The sequence below is a fragment of the Aquabacterium commune genome, assembly GCF_004362855.1.
GTDB classification, from domain to species: Bacteria; Pseudomonadota; Gammaproteobacteria; order Burkholderiales; family Burkholderiaceae_C; genus Aquabacterium; species Aquabacterium commune.
In genome coordinates this window covers 769,736-793,040 of sequence record NZ_SNXW01000001.1, presented here as the reverse complement: position 1 = coordinate 793,040, position 23,305 = coordinate 769,736, and the positions used below count along the sequence as shown (strand labels likewise).

Genomic DNA, 23,305 nt, shown 5'->3' with positions numbered 1-23,305 from the left:
ACATCTGAACAGGGACCGAATGTCTGACAACGTTGCGCTGTGCGTGGACCTCGACGGCACGCTGATCCACAGTGACCTCCTGCTGGAGTCCTTCCTGCTGCTGATCAAGGACAACCCGTTCTATCTGCTGCTGGTGCCGTTTTGGCTGCTGGGCGGCAAGGCCCGGCTCAAGCGCGAAATCGCTTCGCGCGTGAAGCTCGATGGCTCGGCGCTGCCCTACACCAAGCCCCTGGTGGCCTGGTTGCAGGAGCAGAAGGCCGCGGGCCGCCAGCTCTGGCTGTGCACGGCGTCCGACGAAAGCCTGGCGCGCGCCGTGGCCGACCACCTCGGTTTCTTCGATGGCGTGCTGGCCAGCAACGGCCAGACCAACCTCTCGGGCAGCAACAAGGCTGCGGCCCTGGTGGCCAAGTTCGGTGAGAAGGGCTTCGACTACTGCGGCAACGAGAAGGTGGACTTGCGCGTGTGGCCGCATGCGCGCGGTGCCATCGTGGTCAATGCCAGCGCGCCCCTCGCGGCCGCGGCCGCCCGCGTGACCCAGGTGCTGGGCCAGTACCCGTTCAAGCCGGCCGGCCTGAAGGTCGTGCTCAAGGCTTTGCGCGTGCACCAGTGGGCCAAGAACGCGCTCATCTTCGTGCCGGTGGCTGCGGCGCATCAGTTGGGCGATGTGGCCGTGATTGGCCAGGCCCTGATGGCTTTCGTGGCCTTCAGCCTGTGCGCCTCGTCGGTCTATCTGCTCAACGACATGCTCGACCTGGCGGCCGACCGCCAACACCACAGCAAGTGCCACCGGCCCTTTGCTGCGGGCACGCTGAGCCTGCTGTTCGGCCTGATGGCCGCGCCGCTGCTGCTGGTCGCGGCGGTGCTGATTTCGCTGTGCCTGCCGGCCAAGTTCCTGCTGGTGCTCACGGGCTACTACGTCGTCACGCTGGCGTACTCTTTCTCGCTCAAGCGCATGGTCATGATCGACGTGCTGACGCTGGCGGGCCTCTACACGGTGCGCATCGTCGCGGGTGCCGCGGCCACGGCCATCCCGCTGTCCTTCTGGCTGCTGATGTTCGCCATCTTCATCTTCCTGAGCCTGGCCATCGTCAAGCGCTACGCCGAGCTGCACCAGATGAAGGTGCAGGGCAAGCTGAAGGCCCAGGGCCGTGGCTACCAGGTCGAAGACCTCAGCCTGCTGCAAAGCCTGGGCGGTGCCTCGGGCTACCTCAGCATCCTGGTGCTGGCGCTCTACCTGAACACGCCCGACATCGCCCGCATGTACCACCAGCCCAAGCTGGTGTGGCTGCTGGTGCCGATCATGCTGTACTGGGTCAGCCGCATCTGGATGCAGACCCACCGCGGCAACATGCACGACGACCCGCTGGTCTATGCCCTGAAAGACCGCGTCAGCCTGATCACGGGCGCCATGGCGGCGGTCGTGCTGGCCCTGGCCGTCTGAGGCCTGCAGCCCTCCATGGCCACCCAGGTTTTCCAGTCATGGGGCTTCGTGCTGCGCGAGCCGCACGAAGCCCTGGGCTTGAGCAGCCGCCACGCGCCCTTGCCGATGCCGACGGGTTCGGGCGGCACGGTGCTGCCCTTCGGCAACGGCCGCAGCTACGGCGACAGCAACCTCAACCCCGGCGGCGCCTTGCTGCTGGGCGCCCAGCTCGACCGCTTCATCGACTTCGACCCCGCCACCGGCGTGTTGCGCTGCGAGGGCGGCGTGCTGCTGCACACCATCCTCAAGCTCATCGTGCCGCAGGGCTGGTTCCTGCCGGTCACGCCGGGCACGCAGTTCGTCACCGTGGGCGGTGCCATCGCCAACGACGTGCATGGCAAGAACCACCACCTGGCGGGCTCTTTCGGCAACCACGTGCGCTGCCTGGAGCTGTTGCGCTCCGATGGCACGCGCCGCCTGTGCTCGCCCACCGAGCACACCGAGTGGTTCGACGCCACCATCGGTGGCCTGGGCCTCACGGGCCTCATCACCTGGGCGGAAATCCAGCTCAAGCGCGTGGCCAACCCCTGCATGGACTCGGAGTCCATCCGCTTTCGCAGCTTGGAGGAGTTCTTCGAGTTGAACGCGGCCTCCGAGCGCGACTTCGAATACACCGTCTCCTGGATCGATTGCGCCTTCGAGGGCAAGCGCCTGGGCCGGGGCCTGTTCAACCGGGCCAACCACGCACCCGCCGTCATCGACACCTCGCGCCTGCCCAAGGGGCTGCCTGCAACCCTGGCAGACACCGCCAAGCGCGTGCCCCTCACGCCGCCGATCTCGCTGATCAACACGCTGTCGCTGAAGTCCTTCAACACGCTGTACTTCCACAAGCAGTGGAACGATGTGGAGCGCGGCCTGGTGCACTACCGGCCCTTCTTCTACCCGCTGGACGCGCTGCTGGAGTGGAACCGCATCTACGGCCCCAAAGGCTTCTACCAGTACCAGTCGGTGGTGCCGCCCGAACGTGCGCTGGCCACCACCCGCCAGATGCTGCAAACCATCGCGCACAGCGGCATGGGCTCCTTCCTGGCCGTGCTCAAGCAGTTCGGTGAGCCCCGCTCGCGCGGCATGCTGTCCTTCCCGCAGCCGGGCACCACGCTGGCGCTCGACTTCCCCAACAGCGGTCCGAAGTTGATGCGCCTGTTCGACGAGCTCGACCGCATCGTGCTGGCCGCCGGTGGGCGCCTCTACCCCGCCAAGGACGGCCGCATCGGCGCGGCCATCTTCCAGGCGGGCCACCCGCAATGGCGGGCTTTTTCAGAATTTGTCGATCCCCGTTTCAGCTCTGGCTTCTGGCGCCGGGTGACGGGGCAAACCAGCGGCCAAACCAGCGGCCATGCCGCGGAGAACCCATGAACAACGTCCTCATCATCGGGGCCACCTCGGCCATCGCCGAAGCCTGCGCCCGCGTCTGGGCCCAGCGCGGCGACCGTGTCTTCCTGGCCGCTCGCGGCGAGGCCCAACTCAAGGCCGTGGCCGACGACCTGCGCACCCGCGGCGCCAAGTTCGCGGGCTTCAAGGTGTTCGATGCCACCGCGTTCGAGCAGCACGCCGCGCTGCTGGCCGATGCCACCCAGGCCATGGGCGGGCTGGACACGGTGTTGATCGCGCACGGCACGCTGTCCGACCAGGACCGCGCCCAGAAGGACGTGCCTTACGCGCTCAAGGAAATCGAGATCAACGGCAGCTCGGTGGTGGCGCTCATGACGCTGGCGGGCGAGCAGTTGGGCCAGCAGGGCAAGGGTTGCATCGGCGTGATCTCGTCGGTGGCGGGTGACCGCGGTCGCCAGAGCAACTACGTCTATGGCAGCGCCAAGGCCTTGGTCTCGGCCTTCGCCTCGGGCCTGCGCCAGCGCCTGCACAAGGTCGGCGTGTCGGTGGTGACCATCAAGCCGGGCTTTGTCGATACCCCCATGACGGCCCACCTGCCCAAGGGCGGCCCGCTGTGGGCCAAGCCCGATCAGGTCGCGCGCGACATCGTGGGTGGCATGGACAAGGGCCGCAGCATCGTTTACACGCCGGGCTTCTGGCGCTTGATCATGCTGATCATCAAGCACATCCCCGAGTTCGTGTTCGTCAAGCTCAAGCTTTGATTTCCGGGCGGGTGTTCACCGCCACTGCCGGGTTGCCCTGATAGACCGTCCACGGTGCCAGCGGCTTGAACGCCACGGCGCGTGCGGCCAGCACAGCGCCTTCACCGACGATCACACCGGGGCCCACGAAGGCCTCGGCACAGATCCAGGCACGCCGCCCGATGGCGATGGGCCGCGCGTACAGCGGGAAGGCCGGGTCGCGGTGGTCATGGGTGCCGGTGCACAGGTAGGCGCCTTGCGACACCACCACCTTCTCGCCGATGCTCACCGGGGCGATGTTGTAAACCTCCACACCCGGTGCCAGCGCGGCCAGTGGCGCCATCTCCAGGTGCCAGGGCGCCCACACCTTCACGCTGGCGTACACGTTCGCCTGCCACGACACCTTGGCGCCAAACGCCCGCAGCAAGGCCAGGCGCCACAGCCGGGCCTGGGGTGGCGTCCAGCGGGCCAGCAGCAACCAGGTCATTGACCACGCCAGGCGACGCAGGCGGTTGGCCAGGCTGAAGGTCGGGCCATCGAAGGCCTTGCGGTCGGTGATGAGGTCGGGGGTGGACATCGGTGCGCTGGGTGGCTTGGCCGTCAGTGTGCCAGCAGCCAGCGCGCGGCCTGCAGGCGCCACAGGCGGCCACCCGCGGTGGCCAGGAAGGCCAGCCAGCCCGACAGGAAGCCGAGTGCAAAGCGCTGCCGCCCCAGGTGCTGGTTGACCATGTCCAGGTAGCGCCATGAGCGCGACTTGCGCAGCCATTGCAGGCCCTGCCAGCGGTGCGTGCTGATGTAGCAGACCGAGGCCACCGTCTGCAGCCGCAGCGGCGACACGCCTTGTGCAGTCAGCCGGTCGTACAGGGTGCCCAGCACCGAGGCCATCTGCGGCATCAGCTCGCCGGCCTTGTTCAGCGTGGCCGAGGCCTGGCCCGCGTGCACGCGGATGGTCGCCACCTTCACCGGCGAAATCGCCCAACGCTCGCGGTGCCCCACGCGGCTCCAGAACTCGAAGTCCCCCGCGTAGGGCAGGCGCTGGTCGAACCAGCCGTGCTCGGCCACGATGCGCGTGCGCAGGCTGACGTTCGAGAGGTTGCCCGGGATGCAGCCAAACAGGAAGAAATAGAGGTCTGACTTGTCGGGCGTGACGACGTCCGGCAGCACGTCGCGCTCCAGCCGAGCCAGGCTGGAGCCCCCCTCTTCGGCGCCATGGTTGGCGCGCAGGAAGGCGACGTCGGCAGGCAATTGCTGCCAGGTGGCCACCAAGCGCGCCAGCGCACCCTCATCGACCAGCCAGTCGTCCTGGCAGAAGATCTGGGTGATGTCCGTGCGCACCTGCTGGAACAGGAAGTTCAGGTTGCCGAAGATGCCGAGGTTCTTTTCCTGAAAGAAGACCTGGATGCGCGGGTCGGACAGCGAGGCGAGGTACTCGCGCGTGCCGTCCTTGGAGCCGTCATCGCTGATGAGCAGCTTCCAGTCGGTGTGCGTTTGCGCTAGCACCGAGCGCACGGCTTCCTTCAGGAATTCACCACCGTTGTAGGTGGGCATCACGAGCGACAAGGTCATGGCGTCAGTGTACCGAGCGGGTGGGCGCGAAGGCGCTGGCGCTCAAGCGCGCGCATCGCCCCAACGCAGCGTCGTGCCCTCTTCGCCCTGGTAGAAGGTGTGGCCGTCGCGGTCCACCACGTACTGCGGCGAGGCGATCACTTCCTTGAACTCGCAGCCGGCGTTCACGCGGGTGTAGTCGAACAGCACCGAGCGCGTCAGCTTGCTGCCAGCGCGCAGCAGGCAGCCATTGCCCAGCCAGGCCGGGCCTTCGATCCTGGCGCCAGGTTCCACGCACGAGCCAGAGCCGATGTACACCGGGCCGGTGATCTCGACCGTGTCCCAGTCCACCTGGGTGTTCAGGCCGGTCCACACGCCCGGGCGCACTTCCTTGCCAGGCATGCGCATGTCGGCCACTTCGCCCGACAGCACGCGCTGCAGCACGGTCCAGTAGTCGCTCACGCGGCCGATGTCGATCCAGTGGAAGGGGCGGGTCTGGGCGTAGAAGGGCAGGCCCTGCTTGACCAGCATCGGGAACAGCTCGCTGCCGATGTCGAACTCGCGGCCACGCGGGATCATCTCCAGCACGGCCGGCTCGAAGATGTAGATGCCGGTGGAGGCCAGGGTGGAGAGCGCCTCTTCGGGCTTGGGCTTTTCCTGGAAGCTCAGCACGCGGCCCTGCTCGTCGGCCACGACCACGCCGTAGTTCTTGACCTGGTCGCGCGGCACCTCCAGCGTCACCACGCTGGCCATGGCGCCCTTGGCCTTGTGCTCGGCCAGGGCGGCGGTGATGTCGAGGTCGATGATGGCGTCACCGCACAACACGATGGTGGTGTCGTCGAAGAAGCCGGAGAAATCCTGGATGTGGCGCATGCCGCCGGCCGAGCCCAGCGGCTTGTGCACGATCTCGCCGTGTTCGCGGCGGCCTTCGTAGCTGTAGCCCATTTCGACGCCCCAGCGGTGGCCGTCGCCGAAGTAGTTCTCGATCTTCCAGTGGTGGTAGGCCACGTTGACCATGATCTCGCGCACATCGTGGCGGGCCAGTTGCTCGATGATGAACTCGAGCACAGGCTTGCCCAGGATGGGAATCATGGGCTTGGGCATGCCCTTGGTGAGCGGACGGATGCGGGTGCCCTGGCCGGCGGCCAGGATCATGGCTTTGGTCATGATGGATGGTGCGAACTGACGAACAGCCGAGATTGGACGCCCGGCAGATGTCATGCTTGTGGCAGGCCGATGGCTTTGCTTACAAGCCACGGGAAACCGGTCACAAAGGCGTACATCTCGGGCGCTATAGTCCGCAACAAATGTGCAAACCGGCCAGTTCCATGTCGCTCCGCATCCTCCACGTCATTTCTTCTGTGAACCCCCAAGGCGGGGGGCCGATCGAGGGCTTGGTGCAGTTGGCCCGCGTCAATGGGGCACACGGCCACCAGATCGAAGTCGCCAGCCTTGACGACCCGCAGGCCGAGTGGGTGCGGCGCTGCCCGCTGCCCTGCCATGCGATGGGCCCCAGCCACATCGGCAACTACCGCTACAGCCCGCGCCTGGTGCCCTGGCTGCAGGCCAACCGCCACCGTTACGACGTTGTCATCGTCAATGGCATCTGGCAGTACCACGCCTTCGCGGCGTGGCGGGCGCTCAGCGGCACCAGCACGCCCTACTTCGTTTACACCCACGGCATGCTGGACCCCTGGTTCAAGCGCCGTTACCCGCTCAAGCACCTCAAGAAGTGGTTGTTCTGGCCCTGGGCCGAATACCGCCTGCTGCGCGATGCCGCTGCCGTGCTCTTCACCTCGGAAGACGAACGCCGTCTGGCGCGTCAGTCCTTCTGGCTCTACCGGTGCAACGAAGTGGTCGTCAACTACGGCACCAGCGTGCCGCCCGGTGAAGTCGAGGCCCAGCGCCAGGCCTTCCTCGCGCGCTTCCCTCAGCTGGCCAGCACGCGCAACCTGCTTTTCCTGGGGCGCCTGCACGAAAAAAAGGGCGTGGACCTGCTGCTGCAGGCCCTGGCTGCCGTGCGCGCCCGCCAGCCCGCGCTGACCGAGGGCGTGCGCCTGGTCATGGCTGGCCCCGCCAATGACGATTACGGGCAGCGCATGCAGCAGCTGGCCACGCAACTGGGGTTGAACGACATCACCGTGTGGACGGGCATGGTCTCGGGCGCGGAGAAGTGGGGCGCCTTCCGCTGTGCGGACGCCTTCGCCTTGCCCTCGCACCAGGAAAACTTCGGCATCTCGGTGGCCGAGTCCCTGGCCTGCGGTGTGCCGGTGCTCATCAGCAACCAGGTCAACATCTGGCGCGAGATCGAGGCCGACCGGGCTGGCCTGGTGGGCGACGACACCCAGGTCGCCACCGAAGCGCTGCTCACGCAGTGGCTGTCCACACCTCAGCCCGAGTGGCGGGCCATGGGCAGCAATGCGCAGGCCTGCTTCAACGCGCGCTTCCGCATCGACCGTGCGGCCGAGTCACTCATCCACGCGATGCTTGCGCAGTCGGTGTCTCTGCCAGGTCAGCCAGCGCCTGCAGAGCCTGCGTCAGCACCTCGTTGACGCCGATGTCCTGCACACCGCTCATGCGGTGGATGACGCGGTGGCCCTGGCCAAACGGGTGCCACACCACAGGGCGGTTGTAGCCACCGAACAGGCCCACGCAGGGCACACCCACGCTGGCCGCCAGGTGCATGGGGCCCGAGTCGTGGCCGATGAAGAGGCTGGCGCGGCGCATGGCCGCAGCGCTCTCGCGCGGGCTCAGGCGGCCACAGGCGTCCACCACCGGTCCAGGCCATTGGCCCGTGACGCGGCGGGCGCGTTCGCTGTCTTCCTGCGCGCCCACCACCAGCAAGCCCAGGTTGGGGTGGGCATGGGCCAGGCCATTGAGCAGGGCCATCCAGTTGCCTTCGCCCCAGTCCTTCTCGGCCACCTTGCCACCCATGTTGATGACCAGGCGCGGCACGCCGTCCAGGTGGCTGGTGATGCGGTCTGCGTTGGCCAGCTCGGTGGGGCTCAGGCGCAGGTCCCAGAGGCTGCGGTCGTGCAGATCAATGCGCGGCACGCTGCCATCGGCGCACAGGCTGCGGGCCAGGCGCGCGCATTCGGGCTCCAGCTCGCCCTGGGCGTTGACGACCTGCCAGGTCTGCAGCGCGGGCGTGCTGGGCGCACCCACGATGTGCTTGAAGCCGCAGAGCTTGAAGTAGAGGATGTCGCGCCACACGGCGGCCATGCCGCGCGCCGGGGTCAGGTAGTAAAGGGTGTCGGCGCCCAGCGTGCGCAGCTGCTTGCGCAGGGTCCACAGGGCCTTCAGCGAGCGCGTGCCCACCGGGTAGGCCAGGGCCTGGTCGATGAGGCCGCTGCCCCCCAGGATGCCTTCCAGCGGCGCGGCCTTGGCGCTCACGGGGAAGTTGGTCAGCACCACGCGACGGGCGCCAGGCGTGGCGCGCTCGATGGCGTGGAAGCAGGGCAGGGCGACCAGGGTGTCACCCAGGCTGCCCAGGCGGTAGATCACGACCGTGCGGGGCTGGGTGGCGGTCGGCGAGGTGGCGGTCATGCAGGTTCCGTGTGATCTTCAAGCGGCGGTGTGGGCCACGGTCTCCAGGGCACACACGACGTGGTACAGGCTGCTGGCACGCACCGGCTCGGCGCTCCAGGCGCCCTGGGCATCGAGGGATTCGTACCAGCCACCCGCCAGCGGGCGCGTCAGGTAGCCCATCAGGCCCGCGATGGCGGCGCTGCAGTGGTCCAGAGACCGCGACGCTTCCCTTGTATCCGATGCCCGTGACGCCATGATGGCCCAGGCCTTGATGCGCTCGGTTTGCGGCCACAGCTTGGCGTTGGCATCGCGCCAGGCGCAGTCCGTGCCCATGCTGTTGATGGCCACGCCGCGCTGGGCATCCACCCCGCGGGCCTCGGCCAGTTCGACCATGCGCTGCGCCGCTGCCAGGGCGTCTGCACGGCCACGGTGGCGGCCCCAGCGCACCAGCAACCAGCCCCACTCGAACTGGTGGCCGGGCTCGACCAGGGTGCCGTCGGCGCCGGGCATGGGGCGCCAGTCGCCATCGAACAGTTCGGTCAGCAGGCCGGACGGGGCGTCCACCATGCGCGCCAGCGCCAGCTCGGCGATCTCGTCGGCCAGGGCCCACCACGGGGCTTGCACGGCCTGGTCGGCCTGGGCGCCTTGCAGGGCCTCGGCCCACTGCAGCGCGGCCTCGAACAGGTGCATGTGCGGGTTGGCGCGCAAGGGCAGGGTGGGCGGCTGGCTTTCCTCGAAGCCGCCCAGAGGGTGCCCCCAGCCGGCACGCAGGGCGGTCAGCAGGCGGGTGGACACGGCCAGCAGCTCGGCGTGCGCCTCGGGGCGGCGGCGGTACACCGTGGCCATGGCGAACAGGGCGAAGGCCTGCTCGTACAAATCGAACTGCGCGTTCACCACCTGGCCTTGCGGCGTCACCGAGGAAGCGAAGGTGCCATCGGCCTGCAGCAGGCGGGTCAGCAGGAAGTCCAGGCCGTGGGCGATGAGGCCCGAGGTGTCGTGGGGCCATCCCAGGTTTTCCGCAACGGCCCAGACGTAAAGCTGGCGCGCGACGACCCGCGTGCGACGCGGTTCATCGACCGGCTGCCCGTGCACGTCGAGCTTCTCTGCGAAGCCACCCTGGGCGAGGTCCACGCCCGCGGTGGTCCACAGCGGCATGGCCTGTGTGCAGAACCAGTTCAGGAACGCGCTGCGCTGGGCGCTCAAGGCGGGGGGGCTTGGTGGGTGCATGACGGTGACGTGCGTGTAAGAACTGGTAAGGCCTGGGCTGGCTGTGAATTTTCGCCTGTTCACATGTTGGAAACTCACCGACGATGCAGGTATCGGATGGTGAAAGTGATCATGACTGTGCGTTCGAATGTCAAAAGGTGGTGGTACGCGGTGCCCCTCGCCTTGGTCTTGCAGGCTTGCGGCGGCGGTGGTGGCGGCGGCAGCGCAGCCGCGACCGACACCAGCAGTGCCGCCGCGCTATCGGGCAGTGGCGAGGTGGACTCGGCCCGTCTGCGCTCCATCACGGGCCTGACGTCGTCCATCGCGTCCACCTCGACGGCGCAATGGGCCCAGATCGGCCCCATCTCTGACCAAGACGCCGCACGCTTCCTCACCCAGGCCACCTTCGGGCCGACGCCAGCGGACGTGGCCAACGTCAAGGCGCTGGGGTACACCGAGTGGTTCAAGTCGCAGCTCGCCAAGCCCCTGCCGGCGCAAAGCTATGTGTCGTACTTCGACATGCGCAACGCGGAGTGGATGGCGCTGCCTGGGGGCGGGGGGCGTGCGGGGCCCACCGACATCACCGATCCCATCTGGCGCAATGCCCTGGTGGGAGAGGACCAACTCCGCCAGCGGGTGGCCCTGGCCTTGTCGGAAATCTTCGTGGTGTCGCTCAACGACACGTGCAACCCCTTCGGCCGCGGCTACGCCTCCTACATGGACATGCTGCAGCGCAATGCGCTGGGCGACTTTCGTCAGCTGCTGCAGGACGTCACCCTGCACCCCATCATGGGCTGCTTCCTGTCCCATGTGGGCAACCAGAAGGACGACGCCACCACGGGCCGAGTGCCCGATGAGAATTTCGCGCGCGAGGTCATGCAGCTGTTCTCCATCGGCTTGTACCAGCTCAACCCCGATGGCACACCCGTGATCGTGAACGGTGCGCCGGTGCCCACCTATGGTCCCAGCGACATCGCTGGCCTGGCCCGCGTGTTCACCGGCTTCAGCTGGAATTGCCCCTCACCCATGGAGGATGTGTGCTTCACGCTGGGCACAGCCGGGTCGGGCCCCGATCCGGACAAGTGGATCAAGCCCATGGTGGCTTATGACCGATTCCACTCCACCTTGCCCAAAACCTTCCTGGGCAAGACGATTGCGGCGCAAGACACCGCCAGCGCCTGGGCCAGCCTGCGCTTTGCGCTCGACACGCTGGCGGCGCACCCCAACGTCGGGCCCTTCCTGGGCAAGCAGCTCATCCAAAGGCTGGTGACCAGCAACCCCAGCCCGGCCTATGTGGCGCGCGTGGCGGCGGCCTTCAACAACTCCAAGGGCAACATCGGCACCACGGTGCAGGCCGTGCTGATGGACCCGGAGGCACGCAACACCGCCAACGCCCTGGCCAGCGACAGCTTCGGCAAAGTGCGTGAACCCATCCTGCGGATGACGGCTGCGTTGCGTGCCCTGGACGGGCGCTCCATGACGGGCCGTTTCATGGTGGGCTGGACGCCCGAGCCTGACCGTGGCCTGAACCAGGCCCCGCTGATGGCCCCCTCGGTGTTCAACTTCTTCCGCCCCGGTTATGCGGCACCGGGCTCGCTGAGTGCTGCGCGCGGCCTGGTGGCGCCTGAACTGCAAATCGCCAACGAAACCTCGGTGGCGGGTTACGCCAACAACATGCTCGGGCTGCTGACTTACGGGCAGGGCTCGATCCCCAACTTCGGGGCAGGTCTGAATGGTGTGAAGTTGCCAGATGTCTATGTGGACGGTCAGCGCAACGCCAGCAGCAATTGGCGCACCCTGACCGACACCCCGGAGCAGTTGGTCGAAACCCTGAACCAGCGGCTCATGTACGGCACCATGTCCGCCAGCCTGCGCCAGGACGTGCTTGCAGTGGTCAAGTCCATCACCGACCCCCACCCTGAGATTCGCCAGCCCGACCGCTTCGCCAAGGCTGTGCACATCATCCTGACGTCGCCAGAGTTCCTGGTCCAGCGCTGAGAGGTTCCCTGACCGTGTCCCATCCTTCCCAAGCCTCTCGTCGCCTGTTCCTGCAGCAAGCCGCAGCCCTCGGCACCCTTGGCGCTGCGGCGCCCATGGCGCTCAACCTGGCAGCGCTCGGCCCTGCTGCTGCCGCAGGCGCCACCGACTACAAAGCCCTGGTGTGCGTGTTCCTGACCGGTGGCAACGATGCCTACAACACCGTCCTGGCCACCGATACCGACAGCTGGAACTTCTACAAGGCGGCCCGCAAGGCTGGCAACGACAGCATCTCCCTGCTCAAGGACGTGGCCCCCGACACCTCTGCGGTGCCTGCCACCCCCGCCTGGCTGGGCGGCGTGCGCGCCCTGCAGCCCACCACCACCCAAGGGCGCAGTTTCGCGCTGCACCCCAGCCTGGGGCAGATGCAGCGCTTGTTCAACACGGACAAGCGTCTGGCCATCCTCAGCAATGTGGGCACCCTGGACGAGCCGGTGGACAAGGCCACCTACGTGGCAGGGAAAGCCAAGCTGCCCGATCCGCTGTTCTCCCACAACGATCAGGCCAGCCAGTGGCTGGCGATGGCGCGCGAGGGTGCATCGCAGGGCTGGGGCGGCCGTCTGGCCGATGCCTTCGCTGCCGACAACAACCAGTCCCTCTTCACCGCTGTGTCGGTGGCGGGCAATGCGGTGTGGCTGTCGGGCAGAACGGTGCGGCAGTACAGCATCAACCCCTTCGGTGCCATCAAGTACGGCTTCTCCCGCGATGCCGCAGGCATCGAGCGCATTGGCGGCAGTGTTGAGGCAGCTGCTGCCATCAAACGACAAGCCACCCAGCCAGGCGTCAACCATGTGCTGATGAAAGACCTCGCGGCCATCCACCAGGCCAGCATCCAGGCCGAAGCCCAATTGGCCGGTGCCCTGCCCGACGTGGAAGCTGCGCCCTATGGCCCGGCCTCGTTGATGGATGTCCAGTTGCTTGGCTCTGGCAAGGTGCGCAATGGCCTGGCGCATCAGCTTCGCATGGTGGCAGGCATGATCGCAGCGGCGCCCAAGCTGGGCCTCAAGCGCCAAGTGTTTTTCGTCACGCTGCCTGGCTTCGACACCCACAGCGGCCAGAACAACCGCCACACCGAGCTGATGATGCAGCTTGACCACGGCCTGGCCTATTTCGACACCGTGCTGCAGTCCCTGGGTGTCAGCAACCAAGTCACCACCTTCACCGCTTCTGACTTTGGCCGCACCTTCACCAGCAATGGCGATGGCACCGACCACGGCTGGGGCAGCCACCAGTTCGTCATGGGTGGCGCCGTCAAGGGCGGTGACATCCACGGCGCCTTCCCGGTGTTCACTGCCAAGAACACGCTGAACAACGACTTCCCGGGCAGCCCTGACCAGCTCTACAACGGCGTGCTCTTGCCCAAACAGTCTGCGGTGCAGATGGGCGCCACCCTGGGCCGCTGGTTCGGCCTGAGCGGCACACAGTTGGCCGATGTGTTCCCCACGCTCAGCCGCTTCGGCAGCGCCGACCTGGGCTTCATGAAGGCGTGATGTGCCCACGTTAGGATGTCGCACCGCCGGGGCCCCGCCTGGCACGACATCCCATGGACGCCTGCCGCATCACCCTGCCCGAAGCGCCGCACCAGCCGGTGCACCTGGCCTTCAGCGACTTCAACCGCCTGCGCTGGGCGTTGGAAGCCCTGCGGGTGCACCCCGGGTTGCGGCAGCGCCTGCTGGCCGATGCGCCTGAACCCCGCCTCACCGACAGCATCGCCTTGAACGGCGGCGCGCGCTTGCCCTGGTCCGGGCCGGCCACCCACGTGGTGCTGTGGGACGGGCTCAACAGCCTGATCGAGTGGCAAGCCCTGCAAGCAGCGAACGCCGCCAAGGCTGCCCCCAAGGTGCTGTACGTGGGGCAGTTGCCCGAAGCCGAGGCTGCCATGCCTGCGGGTGCGCAGCCCCTGTACCCGCGCGGTGACGCGGGCCTGCCCCAGGCTGCAGCCTTCCCGATGCCTGCCAACGTGCGCTGGCGCGCCTGGGCCCGCCGCACCCTGAGGCCCTGCGTGCAGCGGCTGCGCCAGCCAGCGGCCCACCGGGCCTTGTCAGAAGGCGGCTGCCTGGTGTTCTGTGGGGCCGTGCGCCACAACCGCATGTTGCTGGACGACAGCTTCCGCGGCGCCCGGTTGCCCGCCTTGCGCGCCGAGCTGGACGACCTCATCGGCCTGCCCTGGCGCACCGAACCGGCGCGGGCCCAGGCCCGCATCCGCCAAGCCGTGACCCAGCTGCAGCGTGCAGCGCAGGCCTTGCAAGCCGTGCAAGCCGTGCAAGCCGTGCCAAACGCCACCCACGCCCCCGAGTGGGCCTGCCTGTTCAATGTGCTCAACCTGCTGCACCGCCAGCACACCCTGTCGCTGCTGGCCCAGCGCACCGAGCGCCTGCGCGTGATCGAGTTCGGCCAGCAGCCCCACTTCGATCCCTACGACGCTGCCGCTTACGCGGGCAATGCCTTCCTCGACTTCGGCAGCACCGTGGGCACCGAGTGCCTCTACCCGCGCCGCATCGACATCGAACGCAACGGCAAAGCCGTGGTGGCCTTGCGCCTGCTGGCGTCGGGCGAGTCTGTGGCTGACTGGCTGCAGCGGCAGGGCGCAGCGGGTTTTGCGCGGCAGTCCGAGGCCGATGCCGAGCGTGCCCTGGCTGCGCTGCGGCGGGTGGCTTGAACAGCATGTCGGCCAAGCAACGCATCGTCGCGGCCCTGGCGGCCAACGGTTTTGGCCAGCTCGTGACCATCGGCACGCAACTGCTGTTGACCCCGCTGTACTTCCACCATTGGGGCGCGGGCCTGTATGGCGAGTGGTTGATCCTCTCGGCCATCCCGGCTTACCTGGCGCTGGCCGACCTGGGCGTGAGTTCCGCCGCCGGCAACGAGATGGCCATGCGCGCAGGCGCGGGCAACCTGGTCGGTGCGCAGCAAACCTTCCGCGGCGCCCGCAGCGTGGCCCGCATGGCTGCGGCCCTGGCCGTGTTGCTCGGCGTGGTGCTGGCGCTGTGCTGCATGGGCCTGGGGTGGCCAGCGCTGTCGCACATCCCGGGCCATGACGCGGCCCTGATCCTGCTCATGCTGAGCTTGCAGGTGGCGCTGGGCTTTTCGGGCAGCGTGGTGCAAGCGGGCTTCCGCTGTGCCGGCTTCAACGCCCTGGGCACAACCTGGGCCAACCTGGCCCGGCTGGCCGAGGCCCTGGCCTGTGCCCTGGCCTTGGGGCTGGGCCAATCGGCCTTGACGCTGTGCGCGGCCACGCTGGCGGTGCGCGCGCTGATGCTGGTGTGGCAGTGGGCCTTGCTGCGGCGGCGCTGCGCCTGGTTGTTCCAGCCCGCCGTGCCGGCCGACCCCCACATGCTGCGCCGCCTGCTGTGGCCCTCGCTGGCCTTCATGGCCTTCCCGGTGGCCTATGCCCTGGCCTTGCAAGGCCCCATCCTGCTCATTGGCAGCCTGTACGGCAGCGCAGCGGTGGCGGTGTTCTCGGCCATGCGCACGCTGGCGCGCCTGCCGGTGCAGCTCACCAATGTGCTGAACAACGCCGTGTCGCCCGAGGTGTCGCGCGCGCATGGCGAGGGCGACCTGGGCAAGATCCGGCGCCTGCACCGCACCGCCTGGGCGCTCACCGCTGGCCTGGGCCTGCTGGCCTGTGGGGCGCTGGGGCTCTTGGGCCCGTGGATCAGCCAAGCGTGGTTGGGCCACGGCCACCACGACCAGGGCACCCTGCTGTGGTTGCTGGCGGTGTCGTGGGTGTCGGCGGTGTGGAACGTGAGCTCCATCGTGCTGACGGCCACCAACACCCATGTGCGCCTGAGCGTGGTCTTCCTGGGGGCGAACACCGTGGGCCTGGGCTTGGCGGCGTTGGCTGGCAACTGGGGCGGCATGCAAGGGTTGCTGGCGGCCTTGCTGCTGGTGGAGGTGACGATGCTGGCGTGGGTGTTGCCTGCGGCTTGGAAGGCGTCGGGGGATGGGGCAAGTGCTTTCACCCGGGGCGTTGACCCCACACCCGGTTCTCGGGGGCGTTGAGTCACGGGCGGTGCGCGAGTGGCTGCAACCGCGTCTTCAACCACTGGGCCAACGGTGGTTCGATGTGCCTTGCGATGACCGTTGCCATCACCAGGATGGCTGTCACGCTGATGAGGGTCGCGCTGTTGTTGGGCACGCCTTGGCCGCGCAACGCGTCTTTGAGCAGCAGACCACCGTTGTTGTGCAGCAAGTACAGAGGGAAGGTCAGCAACCCGAGTTGTCGCACCAGGCCAGATGGTAGCCAAGCGTTGATCCAGCGTGTCACGCGATCTGTTGAGCCGAAGCCAATGCTGAACAAACCGAGCAACCAGACGCCGAGAACGAGGGCGCCAGAAGCTGACCATTACGTGGGCTCCTCCCGCGAGCCGTTCGAGCGCTTCTTCACGGCGGTGTCGAAGCTTTGATCTACAAGGTGCCGCGAGACTGAGGCTTGGATGCCGTGGCGCTTTAAGTGCCGTCTTTCCCCCTCCGCAAGCGATCTTTTTTGTCGCCCTGCGCCTCTGTTCGCGCTTTGTGCGCCGAAGTTGCCCAGCCTGAACGACAACGACGCCCCAAAAAGGGGCGTCGTTTGCGCGAAGCGACTCAAAAATCGCGTCGCCTGGGGCCAGGCTTGTCGTGAAAAGCGACGACTTTGACCCTTGCGCGCGCCAAGGCTCGCGCTTTACGCGGCGTTGCCAGCGCTGGCTGGCGCAGAGATCGCTCCGGACGAGCCACCTTCCGCGGTGGCGGTGTCATCGGTGGCGCTGCGGCTGCGGCGACTGAAGCGGCTGGCGATGGTTTCGCGCAGCGGTGCGAGGCCGCTGCCCTTGCCCAGCATCTTCAACAGGCTGTAGCCCTCCAGCGAGGTGCTCATGACGTCACTGCCCAGGGCGGTGGTGGTGTCTTCGCAGCGGCCCGCCAGGCGTTGCAGGCGCAGGGTGCGGCGGCGCAGGGCGTCGAGTTGGTCCAGGTCGGCCTGGGCGTCGTCGAGGCCCACGCTGGCGGGGATGAAGTTGCGGTTCTCGTTCATGGCCATCAGCGTCTGGCGGCAGAAGGCTTCGGACTTCTCGCCCATGCGGACCAGGCCGCGGCGCTCTTCAACGCTCAGGTCGATCAGGGTCGCCAGGCGGGTTTCCAGGGTCGTCAGTGCGCCGTCGATGGCGGCGTAGTCCTCTGCGGTGAGGGTCAGTTGGATCAAGTTTTGGCTCATCTCTGTCTTTCGTTGTACTGCGTGGGTGGCCGCCGCGGCCCCTTGCCGGGCGGTCGGGGGCACCTTAGCCAAACCATGGCGGGCATGCATCCCACTGAAGGGTGTGTGTGTCGGGCGAGGATCCCCGAGATCAAGGGCGGTGCGTCATGGGATTGCCGTCACTTCCTGACACACTGGCCGGCTTCTGAGCCGCACACCGTTGGGTGATCTCCTGCGCGACCTGTCCATGCAAGCCCCTCACACCTCACACATGCAGTACCGCCCCGAAATCGATGGCCTCAGGTCGGTGGCCGTGTTGCCCGTGATCCTCTCGCACGCTGGCTTCAAGATCTTCCACGGTGGTTTCGTGGGCGTTGACGTGTTCTTCGTGATCAGCGGCTTCCTGATCACCTCCATCCTGCTGGCCGAGACATCGCAAGGGCGCTTCAGCCTGCTGACGTTTTACGAGCGCCGGGCCCGGCGCATCCTGCCTGCGCTGTTCGTGGTCATGGCCGCGTGCCTGCCCGTCGCCTACTGGGGCATGCTGCCCAACGAGTTCAAGAACTTCGGGCAGTCCCTGGTGGCGACCTCGCTGTTTGCCAACAACGTGCTGTTGATGGTGACCTCGGGTTACTGGTCGCTGGCGTCCGAGTTCAAGCCCCTGCTGCACACATGGAGCCTGGGCGTGGAGGAGCAGTTCTACATCCTCTTCCCCTTGTTGCTGATGCTGTGCCGGCGCTGGCGCCCCGCGGCGCTCATGGCCCTGTTCGCGTTGCTGGCGCTGTGCAGCCTGGTGGCGGCAGAGTGGGGTTCACGCGCCTGGCCCAATGCGGCCTTCTACCTGCTGCCCACCCGTGCCTGGGAACTGTTGATGGGCTCGATGGCCGCGGCCCTTCCTTTGCTGCGCCCGCAGCCGGTGCTGTCTGCCGGGTTGCGCCAAGGCCTGAGCCTGGCGGGCCTGGCCATGATCGTGGTGTCTGTTCTCACGTTCGACGAGTCCGTGCCATCGCCCAGCTTGCTCATCTTGTTGCCCACGCTGGGGGCGGTGCTGATCATCGTGTGTGCCACGCCGGGCACCTGGGTGCAGCGCCTGCTGGCGAGCAAGGTGCCTGTCACCATCGGGCTGATCAGCTACAGCGCCTACCTCTGGCACCAGCCCTTGTTCGCGTTCGCGCGCATCCTTGAGGCAGAGGCGCCAACGCCCAGCTTGATGCTTGCCCTCAGCGTGCTGTCCTTGCTGCTGGCTTACCTGAGCTGGCGTTTCATCGAGGCCCCTTTCCGGGCCAAGGGCCGGGTCAGCCGGGCCATGGTGTTCGGCGGTGCGCTGGTGGGTTCGTTGTGCTTCGTGGCCGTGGGCGGCTACGTGCAACTGCGCCAGGGCATGCCGGAGCGCATGTTCGATGCCTCAGTGGCCCAGCAGCCCGGCATGTACATCGGCTACAACCAGCGCATCTTTCAGCGCAAGCTGGATGCCTTCCCGCGCAGCGATGTGCCCGGTGTGCGCAAGGTGCTGGTGCAGGGCAACAGCTATGCCCGCGACTTCGTCAACATGAACCTGGAGGCCTTCGAACAGGCCAAGCTTGAGTTCGTGTACCGCGACGATTTCCCCGAGTGCCTGGGCGAGGTCACGGGGGTGCACGCCACCTTGTTGCGGCAGGCAGACGTCATCGTCTATGCCAGTGGCGGGGCCCGCATCCGGTGCGTCACCGAGAACATCGCGGCGGCTCACAAAGCTGGCAAGGCCATTTTTTACATGGGGGGCAAGCACTTTGGCTACAACCTGAACTGGGTGGTGCGCTTGCCGGCGGCAGAGCGAGCCAATCAATCGAACGCGGTGGTCAAAGTGGCGCGCGATGAGGAGTTGGCGTTGAAGGGCAAGGTGCCCCCCAGCCACTTCGTGTCAATCTACGATCGGGTGATGGTGGGCGAATGGCGCATGCCCATCACGGATGCCCAAGGCCACCTGCTGACACCTGATCGGGTGCATCTGACGCAGCATGGCGCGGTGCACATCGGGCCGCGCGTGCTCTATGACACGGCTTATGAACAGGCACTGGGGCGGCCCTTGCAAAGCCTGCCCCGCTGACAGGGTGCCGCCACCTGGGTCAAGTCAAGGCGCGGTGGCTGGTAGCAGCCATAGCCGGTGCATGGCCGGCGCGTCGTAAGCCCCTGTTTGGAAGTACCAACCCGTCACACGACCTTGTGTTTCGTACAGCAGGGTTGCGCCAGGTTCTGGCGATTCGCCAGAAATGTAGTAGCGAGCACCTTCGCGCTTGGCCCAGGCCAGCATCTTGTCGCCGCCTTCGAAAAGGTATTTGCTGGCTTCGGGCCGGGTGATGCCACCGATGTCGATCAGGGGGTGTTGGCGCAGTTGGAAGCCGTATTGCCCGATGGAGTACACGGCAATGCCCTGGCCTGCCGGCACGGTGGCCTGGATGTGGCGCGCCATCTGGTCGATGGCTGAGATCACTTCCATCTTGTTGCGAAGGTGAGGGCGTGCCATCCACAGGCTGCCAGCCACACACAAGGCCACCGTGGTCACCGACAGCGCATTGACCAGCCCGCTGCGCATGTGGCGAAGCGCGAGCACCCACAGCAGGCAGGTCAGGCCTGGCGCCATGACGAGCGCATAGCGCGTCTGCACATAGGTTTGGTTGAACACATAGAACAGCGTGACCAAGGCCAGCCAGGCAGCCATGGGCGCCGCGCTGGCTGGGATGCCCAGCAGCATGCGGGTGCGCGACGGTGTACCGGCGGTGGCTGCACGCAATGCGGGCACACCGAGCGCTGCTGCCAAGCCAGCCAGTGCCAGCAGCACGCCGGGGAAGCCCAAGCCGAACACATTGAGCATGCGCAGCACGACCGAGCTGTCAGGCGCAGCCCGCTTTGCGGCGTTGGTGTTGGGCATGACGTAGCCGAAAGCCTGGAGGGCGTAAGCGCTCCATACCGCCAGAGGCAGTGCCAGCAGCACTGCCGCAGTGAGGAACACGGCACCGCGGCGCGCGGCCGACATGCCTTGCGTGACCTGCCACCACTGGTAGAGCAGGAAGGGGCCGCCGGCGGCGAACATCAGCACCATTTCCGGTCGGATCACGGGGCCCAAACCGATGCTCAGAGCCGCGGCCATCAGGGTGCCCAGGCTCGCGCGACGCGGCATCAGCAGCATGGACTGCATCATCAGCCAGCCCGCTGCGCCCACGGCCTCCATGCCCGAGAAGGCCCAGTAGCAGAAGTAGGGGCTGGCCACGAAGATCAGCAGCATCCAGGCCGGCAGGCTGTTGGCATCCAGTTCAGCGTCTTCGCGCAGGCGGCTGGCAAAGCGCCACAGCATGATCATGGTGAAGGCCGCGCACAAGATGGTCAGGACTTTGCCCGCCACCAGCCAGGCCAGGCCGGTGCCCAGGGCAGCCGCCAGCAGCACGACCCAAAGGGGTGAGGTGTCGCCATTGCTGACCAGGCCGTTGAACATGAAGCCTCGGCCATCGTGGAAGTTTCGCGCGTACTCCAGGTGGATGTAGGCGTCGTCTTCCCAGTAACCCCAGGTGAACCAGAGCCAGCCGGCGACCCAAAGCAGGCTGAGGGCCAGCAGGGGGCCCTTGAATTTGGCAAGCAAAGCGCGGTGTGTCATGACCGGGTCTCAGAAAGGTTGGGACGTGTGTGCGAAACGGCGGGTGGGGCTGTGCGTGCCAGCCGCATCATGGGTTGCTCAACCCACTTGAAGCTGAGGTGGGACACCAGCAGCGTGAGCCCCAGCGAAACCAACACCTGTGTGCCGAAGTTGGGCAGCGGCAGTGCGGCGGCTGCGGCCAGCGCCAGCGGGTGCCACAAGTAAACCGAGTACGAGATGTCGCCCAGCCATTCACCCAGGGCCGAACGCCAGTGCCGCAGGCCTGAGAACAGGAACAGGCCCACCAGCGCTGCGCAGAAGAAAGGCAGCACGAAGCGCTTGTAGTTCAAGGCCAGCGCAGGCTGTTGCCACAGGAAGGTGCCTGCCCAGATGCCCAGCAGCACGGCGGGCAGCAGCCATGTGCGCGACAGCAAGGTGCGCAGCCACGGTGCATGGCTGCGCACAGCCATCTCGGCCAGCAACATGCCCAGCGTCCACTTCCAGAACAGGCCGGGCGCCATGTGCTGCCACATCACCCGCACGTCGCCGGCCTGTGTGAGCGCAGATGCTCCGAAGAAGAACACCATGCCCAGCAGCCAAGTGCTGCCAAACACCGCCCAAGGCTGCCACCCGCGTGTGAGGCGCAGCAGCAGCGGGTACAGGGCGTAGAAGTGCAGCTCGACCACCACCGTCCAGAAGATGGCGTTGATGGACTGGTACTCACCCGGCACGAAGCTGCTGACGAAGAACAGGTGCGACACGAAGCCCCGCCAGGTGGCTTCGGTGATCATGTTGGAGTGCACATGCGGGCTGGCCAGGGCGTACACCACCAGCGCCAGCACATAGGCCGGCACGATGCGCAGGAAACGGCGGCGCGCGTACTGGGCCCAGTCCTGCTGCCCCGAGCGTTCGCGCTCGCGCAGCCCGCCCATGTGGATCAGGAAGCCACTGAGCACGAAGAACACGGCGACACCCACCACGCCGAGCAGCTCCAGCGCCTGGCCGGCCCAGCCCATGGCGTCGGGGTGCAGGAACTGCTGTGTGAGGTGAGCCACGTACACGGCCAGGGCCGACATGCCGCGCAGGATGTCGAGCGCCTGGAGGTGGAGGCGGGGTGTGGCAGGGGCGTTCATGTGGGTGCCTGGCAGCGGTAAAGGTCGAAATGAGCGGTCTGCACCACACGCACGAAGCGGGCAGCGAAGGCCAGGCGAACGGCATCACTGAACAAGGGGCGCCCGCTGTAGCCGCTGAGGTTGGCGAAAGCCGGCTCGCCCCTCGGCACAGCGAGGTGAGGGATGCGGCATTGGCCCAGGGCCTCCGCCAGGGGGGCATCCTGAACGCCAGCCCATTGCAGGTCGATGAAAGCGGGCACATCGATTTGCCGCACGCCCAGCTGCTCCAGGTCGATGCGCAGGTAGCTGAGTTCATAGCCTTGTTCAGCGCCCGTGGCCAGCACCAGGCCGGGGTGGCTGCTTGCAAGTTCGCGCAACGCCACCCTCGCCTGGGCGATGTCGTCGCGCTGCTGCAGGTGGTGGCGGATGCCGGGCGCCAAGGCGAAGGCGGTGCTCATTGCCAGGCTGAGCATGGGCAGCAAGGCCATGAGTTCGGCGCGAGGGTGGCGGTTGGCTGGGCTGCGTTGGCTGAGCAAGGCGTCGAGCATGTGGGCATGCAGCACCACGAAGGGCAGCAGGTGCCAGCAGCCCGCCCCTTTCTTGGCACCCAACACCGCCACCAGCAACTCCAGCGCGGCAATGCCGAGCACGCTGCGCCAGGGGCAACGCAGCACCAGCAGCGGCAGCCACAAGGCGAGCAGGAAGATGCCGTTGTCCAGCAGGATGCGCGGCTCGATGCCGTGCAGGCTGGCCAGCTTCAGGAAGTGCAGGTAGCCGGGCAGGCTGATGCCGGGCAGCAGGAACCAGGGCAGGGCTGTGACCAGGGCGCCCGCAGCCACGCGCAGCAGCAGGGCCGGTCGGCGCAGGCCATCAGGCTGCGCCCACAGGTACACCGCGGCGATGTACAGCACCCCATGCACCTTCAGCGAGGCGGCCAGGCCGGCCAGCAAGCCCAGCAGCCAGGCACGCCGGCCTGCGTCGCTCATGCCCATGCAGCGGCAAGCCAGGGCGGTGAGCAACAACAGATGAGGCTCTGCCCGGTTGAAAAACAGCAGGTCGAACGCGCCCAGGAAGCCGAGGTACAGCAGGGCGCATCGGTCACGCAGTTGCGTGGCGCACAGGCCCACGGCCACCACGGTGCTGGCCAGGGCCAGCAGCTTGCTGCCCAGGAAGGCATCGATGGACAGACTCAGCACCAAGGCATTGAGCACGGCCAGCAGGGGGCCATAGAGCAGCCCGTCCATGGTGTAGCCCAGGTCGGTGGGGTACAGGGGCAGGCCGCGCCGCACGTGCTCGCCCAGCACCAGCACCGAGGCTTCAACGTGGTCTGCATGGGTGGGGTAGGCCAGGTAGGCCCCGGCATACAGCACTGCACAGGCCAGCAGCCACCAGGGCAACATGGGTGTGACGGCGCGCGAGAAGCGTTGCAGCGGTGCGTTCAGGAACGGGGTGCGCGCCAGCACTTGCACCAACAACCAGGCCAGCACGAACAGCGCAGCGCCGCGCTGCAGGGTTGCCATTTTGGTGATGAGGTGCGGAACGTCCATG

At 67.1% G+C, this 23,305-nt stretch carries 19 protein-coding genes; 9 read left to right on the top strand and 10 right to left on the bottom strand.

The genetic code is table 11. From position 1 onward, the window contains the following. Nucleotides 1–19 precede the first annotated feature (19 nt). The 3 genes from EV672_RS03540 to EV672_RS03530 are packed head-to-tail and all read left to right on the top strand — an operon-like array spanning nucleotide 20 to nucleotide 3,573. Nucleotides 20–1,441 (top strand): UbiA family prenyltransferase, encoded by a 1,422-nt coding sequence (locus tag EV672_RS03540; RefSeq protein ID WP_133606252.1) that lies wholly within the window; start codon nucleotides 20–22, stop codon nucleotides 1,439–1,441. Between the two features lie 15 nt (nucleotides 1,442–1,456). Then, nucleotides 1,457–2,836, top strand: coding sequence for an FAD-binding oxidoreductase (locus EV672_RS03535; RefSeq protein ID WP_133606250.1), 1,380 nt, complete (start codon nucleotides 1,457–1,459; stop codon nucleotides 2,834–2,836). Beyond that, complete coding sequence (locus EV672_RS03530; RefSeq protein WP_133606248.1) at nucleotides 2,833–3,573, top strand: SDR family oxidoreductase; 741 nt, start codon at nucleotides 2,833–2,835, stop codon at nucleotides 3,571–3,573. Before EV672_RS03535 ends, EV672_RS03530 begins: the two co-directional genes overlap by 4 nt. On the opposite strand, the gene EV672_RS03525 is transcribed toward EV672_RS03530, so the two are convergent. The 3 genes from EV672_RS03525 to EV672_RS03515 are packed head-to-tail and all read right to left on the bottom strand — an operon-like array spanning nucleotide 3,563 to nucleotide 6,264. After that, nucleotides 3,563–4,129, bottom strand: coding sequence for a putative colanic acid biosynthesis acetyltransferase (locus EV672_RS03525; RefSeq protein WP_133606246.1), 567 nt, complete (start codon nucleotides 4,127–4,129; stop codon nucleotides 3,563–3,565). The two genes, EV672_RS03530 and EV672_RS03525, sit on opposite strands and share 11 nt — an antisense overlap. Nucleotides 4,130–4,152: 23 nt before the next feature. Beyond that, entirely contained in the window at nucleotides 4,153–5,118 is a 966-nt protein-coding gene (locus EV672_RS03520) for a glycosyltransferase family 2 protein (RefSeq protein ID WP_133606244.1), read from the bottom strand. Between the two features lie 42 nt (nucleotides 5,119–5,160). Further along, the gene (locus tag EV672_RS03515) at nucleotides 5,161–6,264 is read right to left on the bottom strand and encodes a nucleotidyltransferase family protein (RefSeq protein ID WP_133606242.1); all 1,104 of its coding nucleotides are present in this window, start codon (nucleotides 6,262–6,264) and stop codon (nucleotides 5,161–5,163) included. 161 nt (nucleotides 6,265–6,425) lie between these two features. Here EV672_RS03515 and EV672_RS03510 point away from each other — a divergent pair, with 161 nt between their 5' ends. After that, nucleotides 6,426–7,649, top strand: a complete 1,224-nt coding sequence (locus EV672_RS03510; RefSeq protein WP_133606240.1) for a glycosyltransferase — start codon at nucleotides 6,426–6,428, stop codon at nucleotides 7,647–7,649. Here EV672_RS03510 and EV672_RS03505 read toward each other — a convergent pair. Both EV672_RS03505 and EV672_RS03500 read right to left on the bottom strand, forming a co-directional pair. Continuing rightward, entirely contained in the window at nucleotides 7,570–8,643 is a 1,074-nt protein-coding gene (locus EV672_RS03505; protein WP_133606238.1) for a glycosyltransferase family 9 protein, read from the bottom strand. The genes EV672_RS03510 and EV672_RS03505 overlap by 80 nt on opposite strands. Nucleotides 8,644–8,661: 18 nt before the next feature. Further along, a complete protein-coding gene (locus EV672_RS03500) occupies nucleotides 8,662–9,852 on the bottom strand; it encodes an AGE family epimerase/isomerase (RefSeq protein ID WP_133606236.1) in 1,191 nt (396 codons plus the stop codon). Nucleotides 9,853–10,002: 150 nt separating this feature from the next. On the opposite strand from EV672_RS03500, the gene EV672_RS03495 reads away from it, so the two are divergent. The 4 genes from EV672_RS03495 to EV672_RS03480 are packed head-to-tail and all read left to right on the top strand — an operon-like array spanning nucleotide 10,003 to nucleotide 15,870. Continuing rightward, on the top strand, nucleotides 10,003–11,829 hold the full coding sequence (locus tag EV672_RS03495; protein ID WP_166643433.1) for a DUF1800 domain-containing protein: 1,827 nt from the start codon (nucleotides 10,003–10,005) through the stop codon (nucleotides 11,827–11,829). Between the two features lie 14 nt (nucleotides 11,830–11,843). Then, nucleotides 11,844–13,358, top strand: coding sequence for a DUF1501 domain-containing protein (locus tag EV672_RS03490; protein ID WP_243738483.1), 1,515 nt, complete (start codon nucleotides 11,844–11,846; stop codon nucleotides 13,356–13,358). Nucleotides 13,359–13,411: 53 nt separating this feature from the next. After that, a complete protein-coding gene (locus tag EV672_RS03485; protein WP_133606233.1) occupies nucleotides 13,412–14,527 on the top strand; it encodes a hypothetical protein in 1,116 nt (371 codons plus the stop codon). Nucleotides 14,528–14,532: 5 nt separating this feature from the next. Continuing rightward, the gene (locus tag EV672_RS03480; RefSeq protein WP_166643432.1) at nucleotides 14,533–15,870 is read left to right on the top strand and encodes a lipopolysaccharide biosynthesis protein; all 1,338 of its coding nucleotides are present in this window, start codon (nucleotides 14,533–14,535) and stop codon (nucleotides 15,868–15,870) included. 1 nt (nucleotide 15,871) lies between these two features. Here EV672_RS03480 and EV672_RS03475 read toward each other — a convergent pair whose 3' ends face one another. Beyond that, complete coding sequence (locus EV672_RS03475) at nucleotides 15,872–16,135, bottom strand: hypothetical protein (RefSeq protein WP_133606229.1); 264 nt, start codon at nucleotides 16,133–16,135, stop codon at nucleotides 15,872–15,874. 396 nt (nucleotides 16,136–16,531) lie between these two features. Continuing rightward, entirely contained in the window at nucleotides 16,532–17,059 is a 528-nt protein-coding gene (locus EV672_RS03470) for a hypothetical protein (protein WP_133606228.1), read from the bottom strand. 226 nt (nucleotides 17,060–17,285) lie between these two features. Between EV672_RS03470 and EV672_RS03465 the strand changes: the two genes are divergently transcribed. Next, nucleotides 17,286–19,124, top strand: coding sequence for an acyltransferase family protein (locus EV672_RS03465; protein ID WP_133606226.1), 1,839 nt, complete (start codon nucleotides 17,286–17,288; stop codon nucleotides 19,122–19,124). Nucleotides 19,125–19,148: 24 nt separating this feature from the next. Here EV672_RS03465 and EV672_RS03460 read toward each other — a convergent pair whose 3' ends face one another. Genes EV672_RS03460 through EV672_RS03450 form a run of 3 tightly spaced genes read right to left on the bottom strand, consistent with a single transcriptional unit; the run spans nucleotide 19,149 to nucleotide 23,304 of the window. Further along, nucleotides 19,149–20,666, bottom strand: coding sequence for a hypothetical protein (locus tag EV672_RS03460; RefSeq protein WP_133606224.1), 1,518 nt, complete (start codon nucleotides 20,664–20,666; stop codon nucleotides 19,149–19,151). Next, entirely contained in the window at nucleotides 20,663–21,778 is a 1,116-nt protein-coding gene (locus EV672_RS03455) for an acyltransferase family protein (RefSeq protein WP_133606222.1), read from the bottom strand. Before EV672_RS03455 ends, EV672_RS03460 begins: the two co-directional genes overlap by 4 nt. Then, the gene (locus EV672_RS03450) at nucleotides 21,775–23,304 is read right to left on the bottom strand and encodes a hypothetical protein (protein ID WP_133606220.1); all 1,530 of its coding nucleotides are present in this window, start codon (nucleotides 23,302–23,304) and stop codon (nucleotides 21,775–21,777) included. Before EV672_RS03450 ends, EV672_RS03455 begins: the two co-directional genes overlap by 4 nt. Nucleotide 23,305: the final 1 nt, after the last annotated feature.

Bases quoted from the DNA above. Each gene is read 5' to 3' on its own strand.
- EV672_RS03540 (WP_133606252.1), top strand. From the start codon at position 20: ATGTCTGACAACGTTGCGCTGTGCGTGGACCTCGACGGCACGCTGATC.
- EV672_RS03535 (WP_133606250.1), top strand. From the start codon at position 1,457: ATGGCCACCCAGGTTTTCCAGTCATGGGGCTTCGTGCTGCGCGAGCCG.
- EV672_RS03530 (WP_133606248.1), top strand. From the start codon at position 2,833: ATGAACAACGTCCTCATCATCGGGGCCACCTCGGCCATCGCCGAAGCC.
- EV672_RS03525 (WP_133606246.1), bottom strand. From the start codon at position 4,129: ATGTCCACCCCCGACCTCATCACCGACCGCAAGGCCTTCGATGGCCCG.
- EV672_RS03520 (WP_133606244.1), bottom strand. From the start codon at position 5,118: ATGACCTTGTCGCTCGTGATGCCCACCTACAACGGTGGTGAATTCCTG.
- EV672_RS03515 (WP_133606242.1), bottom strand. From the start codon at position 6,264: ATGACCAAAGCCATGATCCTGGCCGCCGGCCAGGGCACCCGCATCCGT.
- EV672_RS03510 (WP_133606240.1), top strand. From the start codon at position 6,426: ATGTCGCTCCGCATCCTCCACGTCATTTCTTCTGTGAACCCCCAAGGC.
- EV672_RS03505 (WP_133606238.1), bottom strand. From the start codon at position 8,643: ATGACCGCCACCTCGCCGACCGCCACCCAGCCCCGCACGGTCGTGATC.
- EV672_RS03500 (WP_133606236.1), bottom strand. From the start codon at position 9,852: ATGCACCCACCAAGCCCCCCCGCCTTGAGCGCCCAGCGCAGCGCGTTC.
- EV672_RS03485 (WP_133606233.1), top strand. From the start codon at position 13,412: ATGGACGCCTGCCGCATCACCCTGCCCGAAGCGCCGCACCAGCCGGTG.
- EV672_RS03480 (WP_166643432.1), top strand. From the start codon at position 14,533: ATGTCGGCCAAGCAACGCATCGTCGCGGCCCTGGCGGCCAACGGTTTT.
- EV672_RS03470 (WP_133606228.1), bottom strand. From the start codon at position 17,059: ATGAGCCAAAACTTGATCCAACTGACCCTCACCGCAGAGGACTACGCC.
- EV672_RS03465 (WP_133606226.1), top strand. From the start codon at position 17,286: ATGCAAGCCCCTCACACCTCACACATGCAGTACCGCCCCGAAATCGAT.
- EV672_RS03460 (WP_133606224.1), bottom strand. From the start codon at position 20,666: ATGACACACCGCGCTTTGCTTGCCAAATTCAAGGGCCCCCTGCTGGCC.
- EV672_RS03455 (WP_133606222.1), bottom strand. From the start codon at position 21,778: ATGAACGCCCCTGCCACACCCCGCCTCCACCTCCAGGCGCTCGACATC.
- EV672_RS03450 (WP_133606220.1), bottom strand. From the start codon at position 23,304: ATGGACGTTCCGCACCTCATCACCAAAATGGCAACCCTGCAGCGCGGC.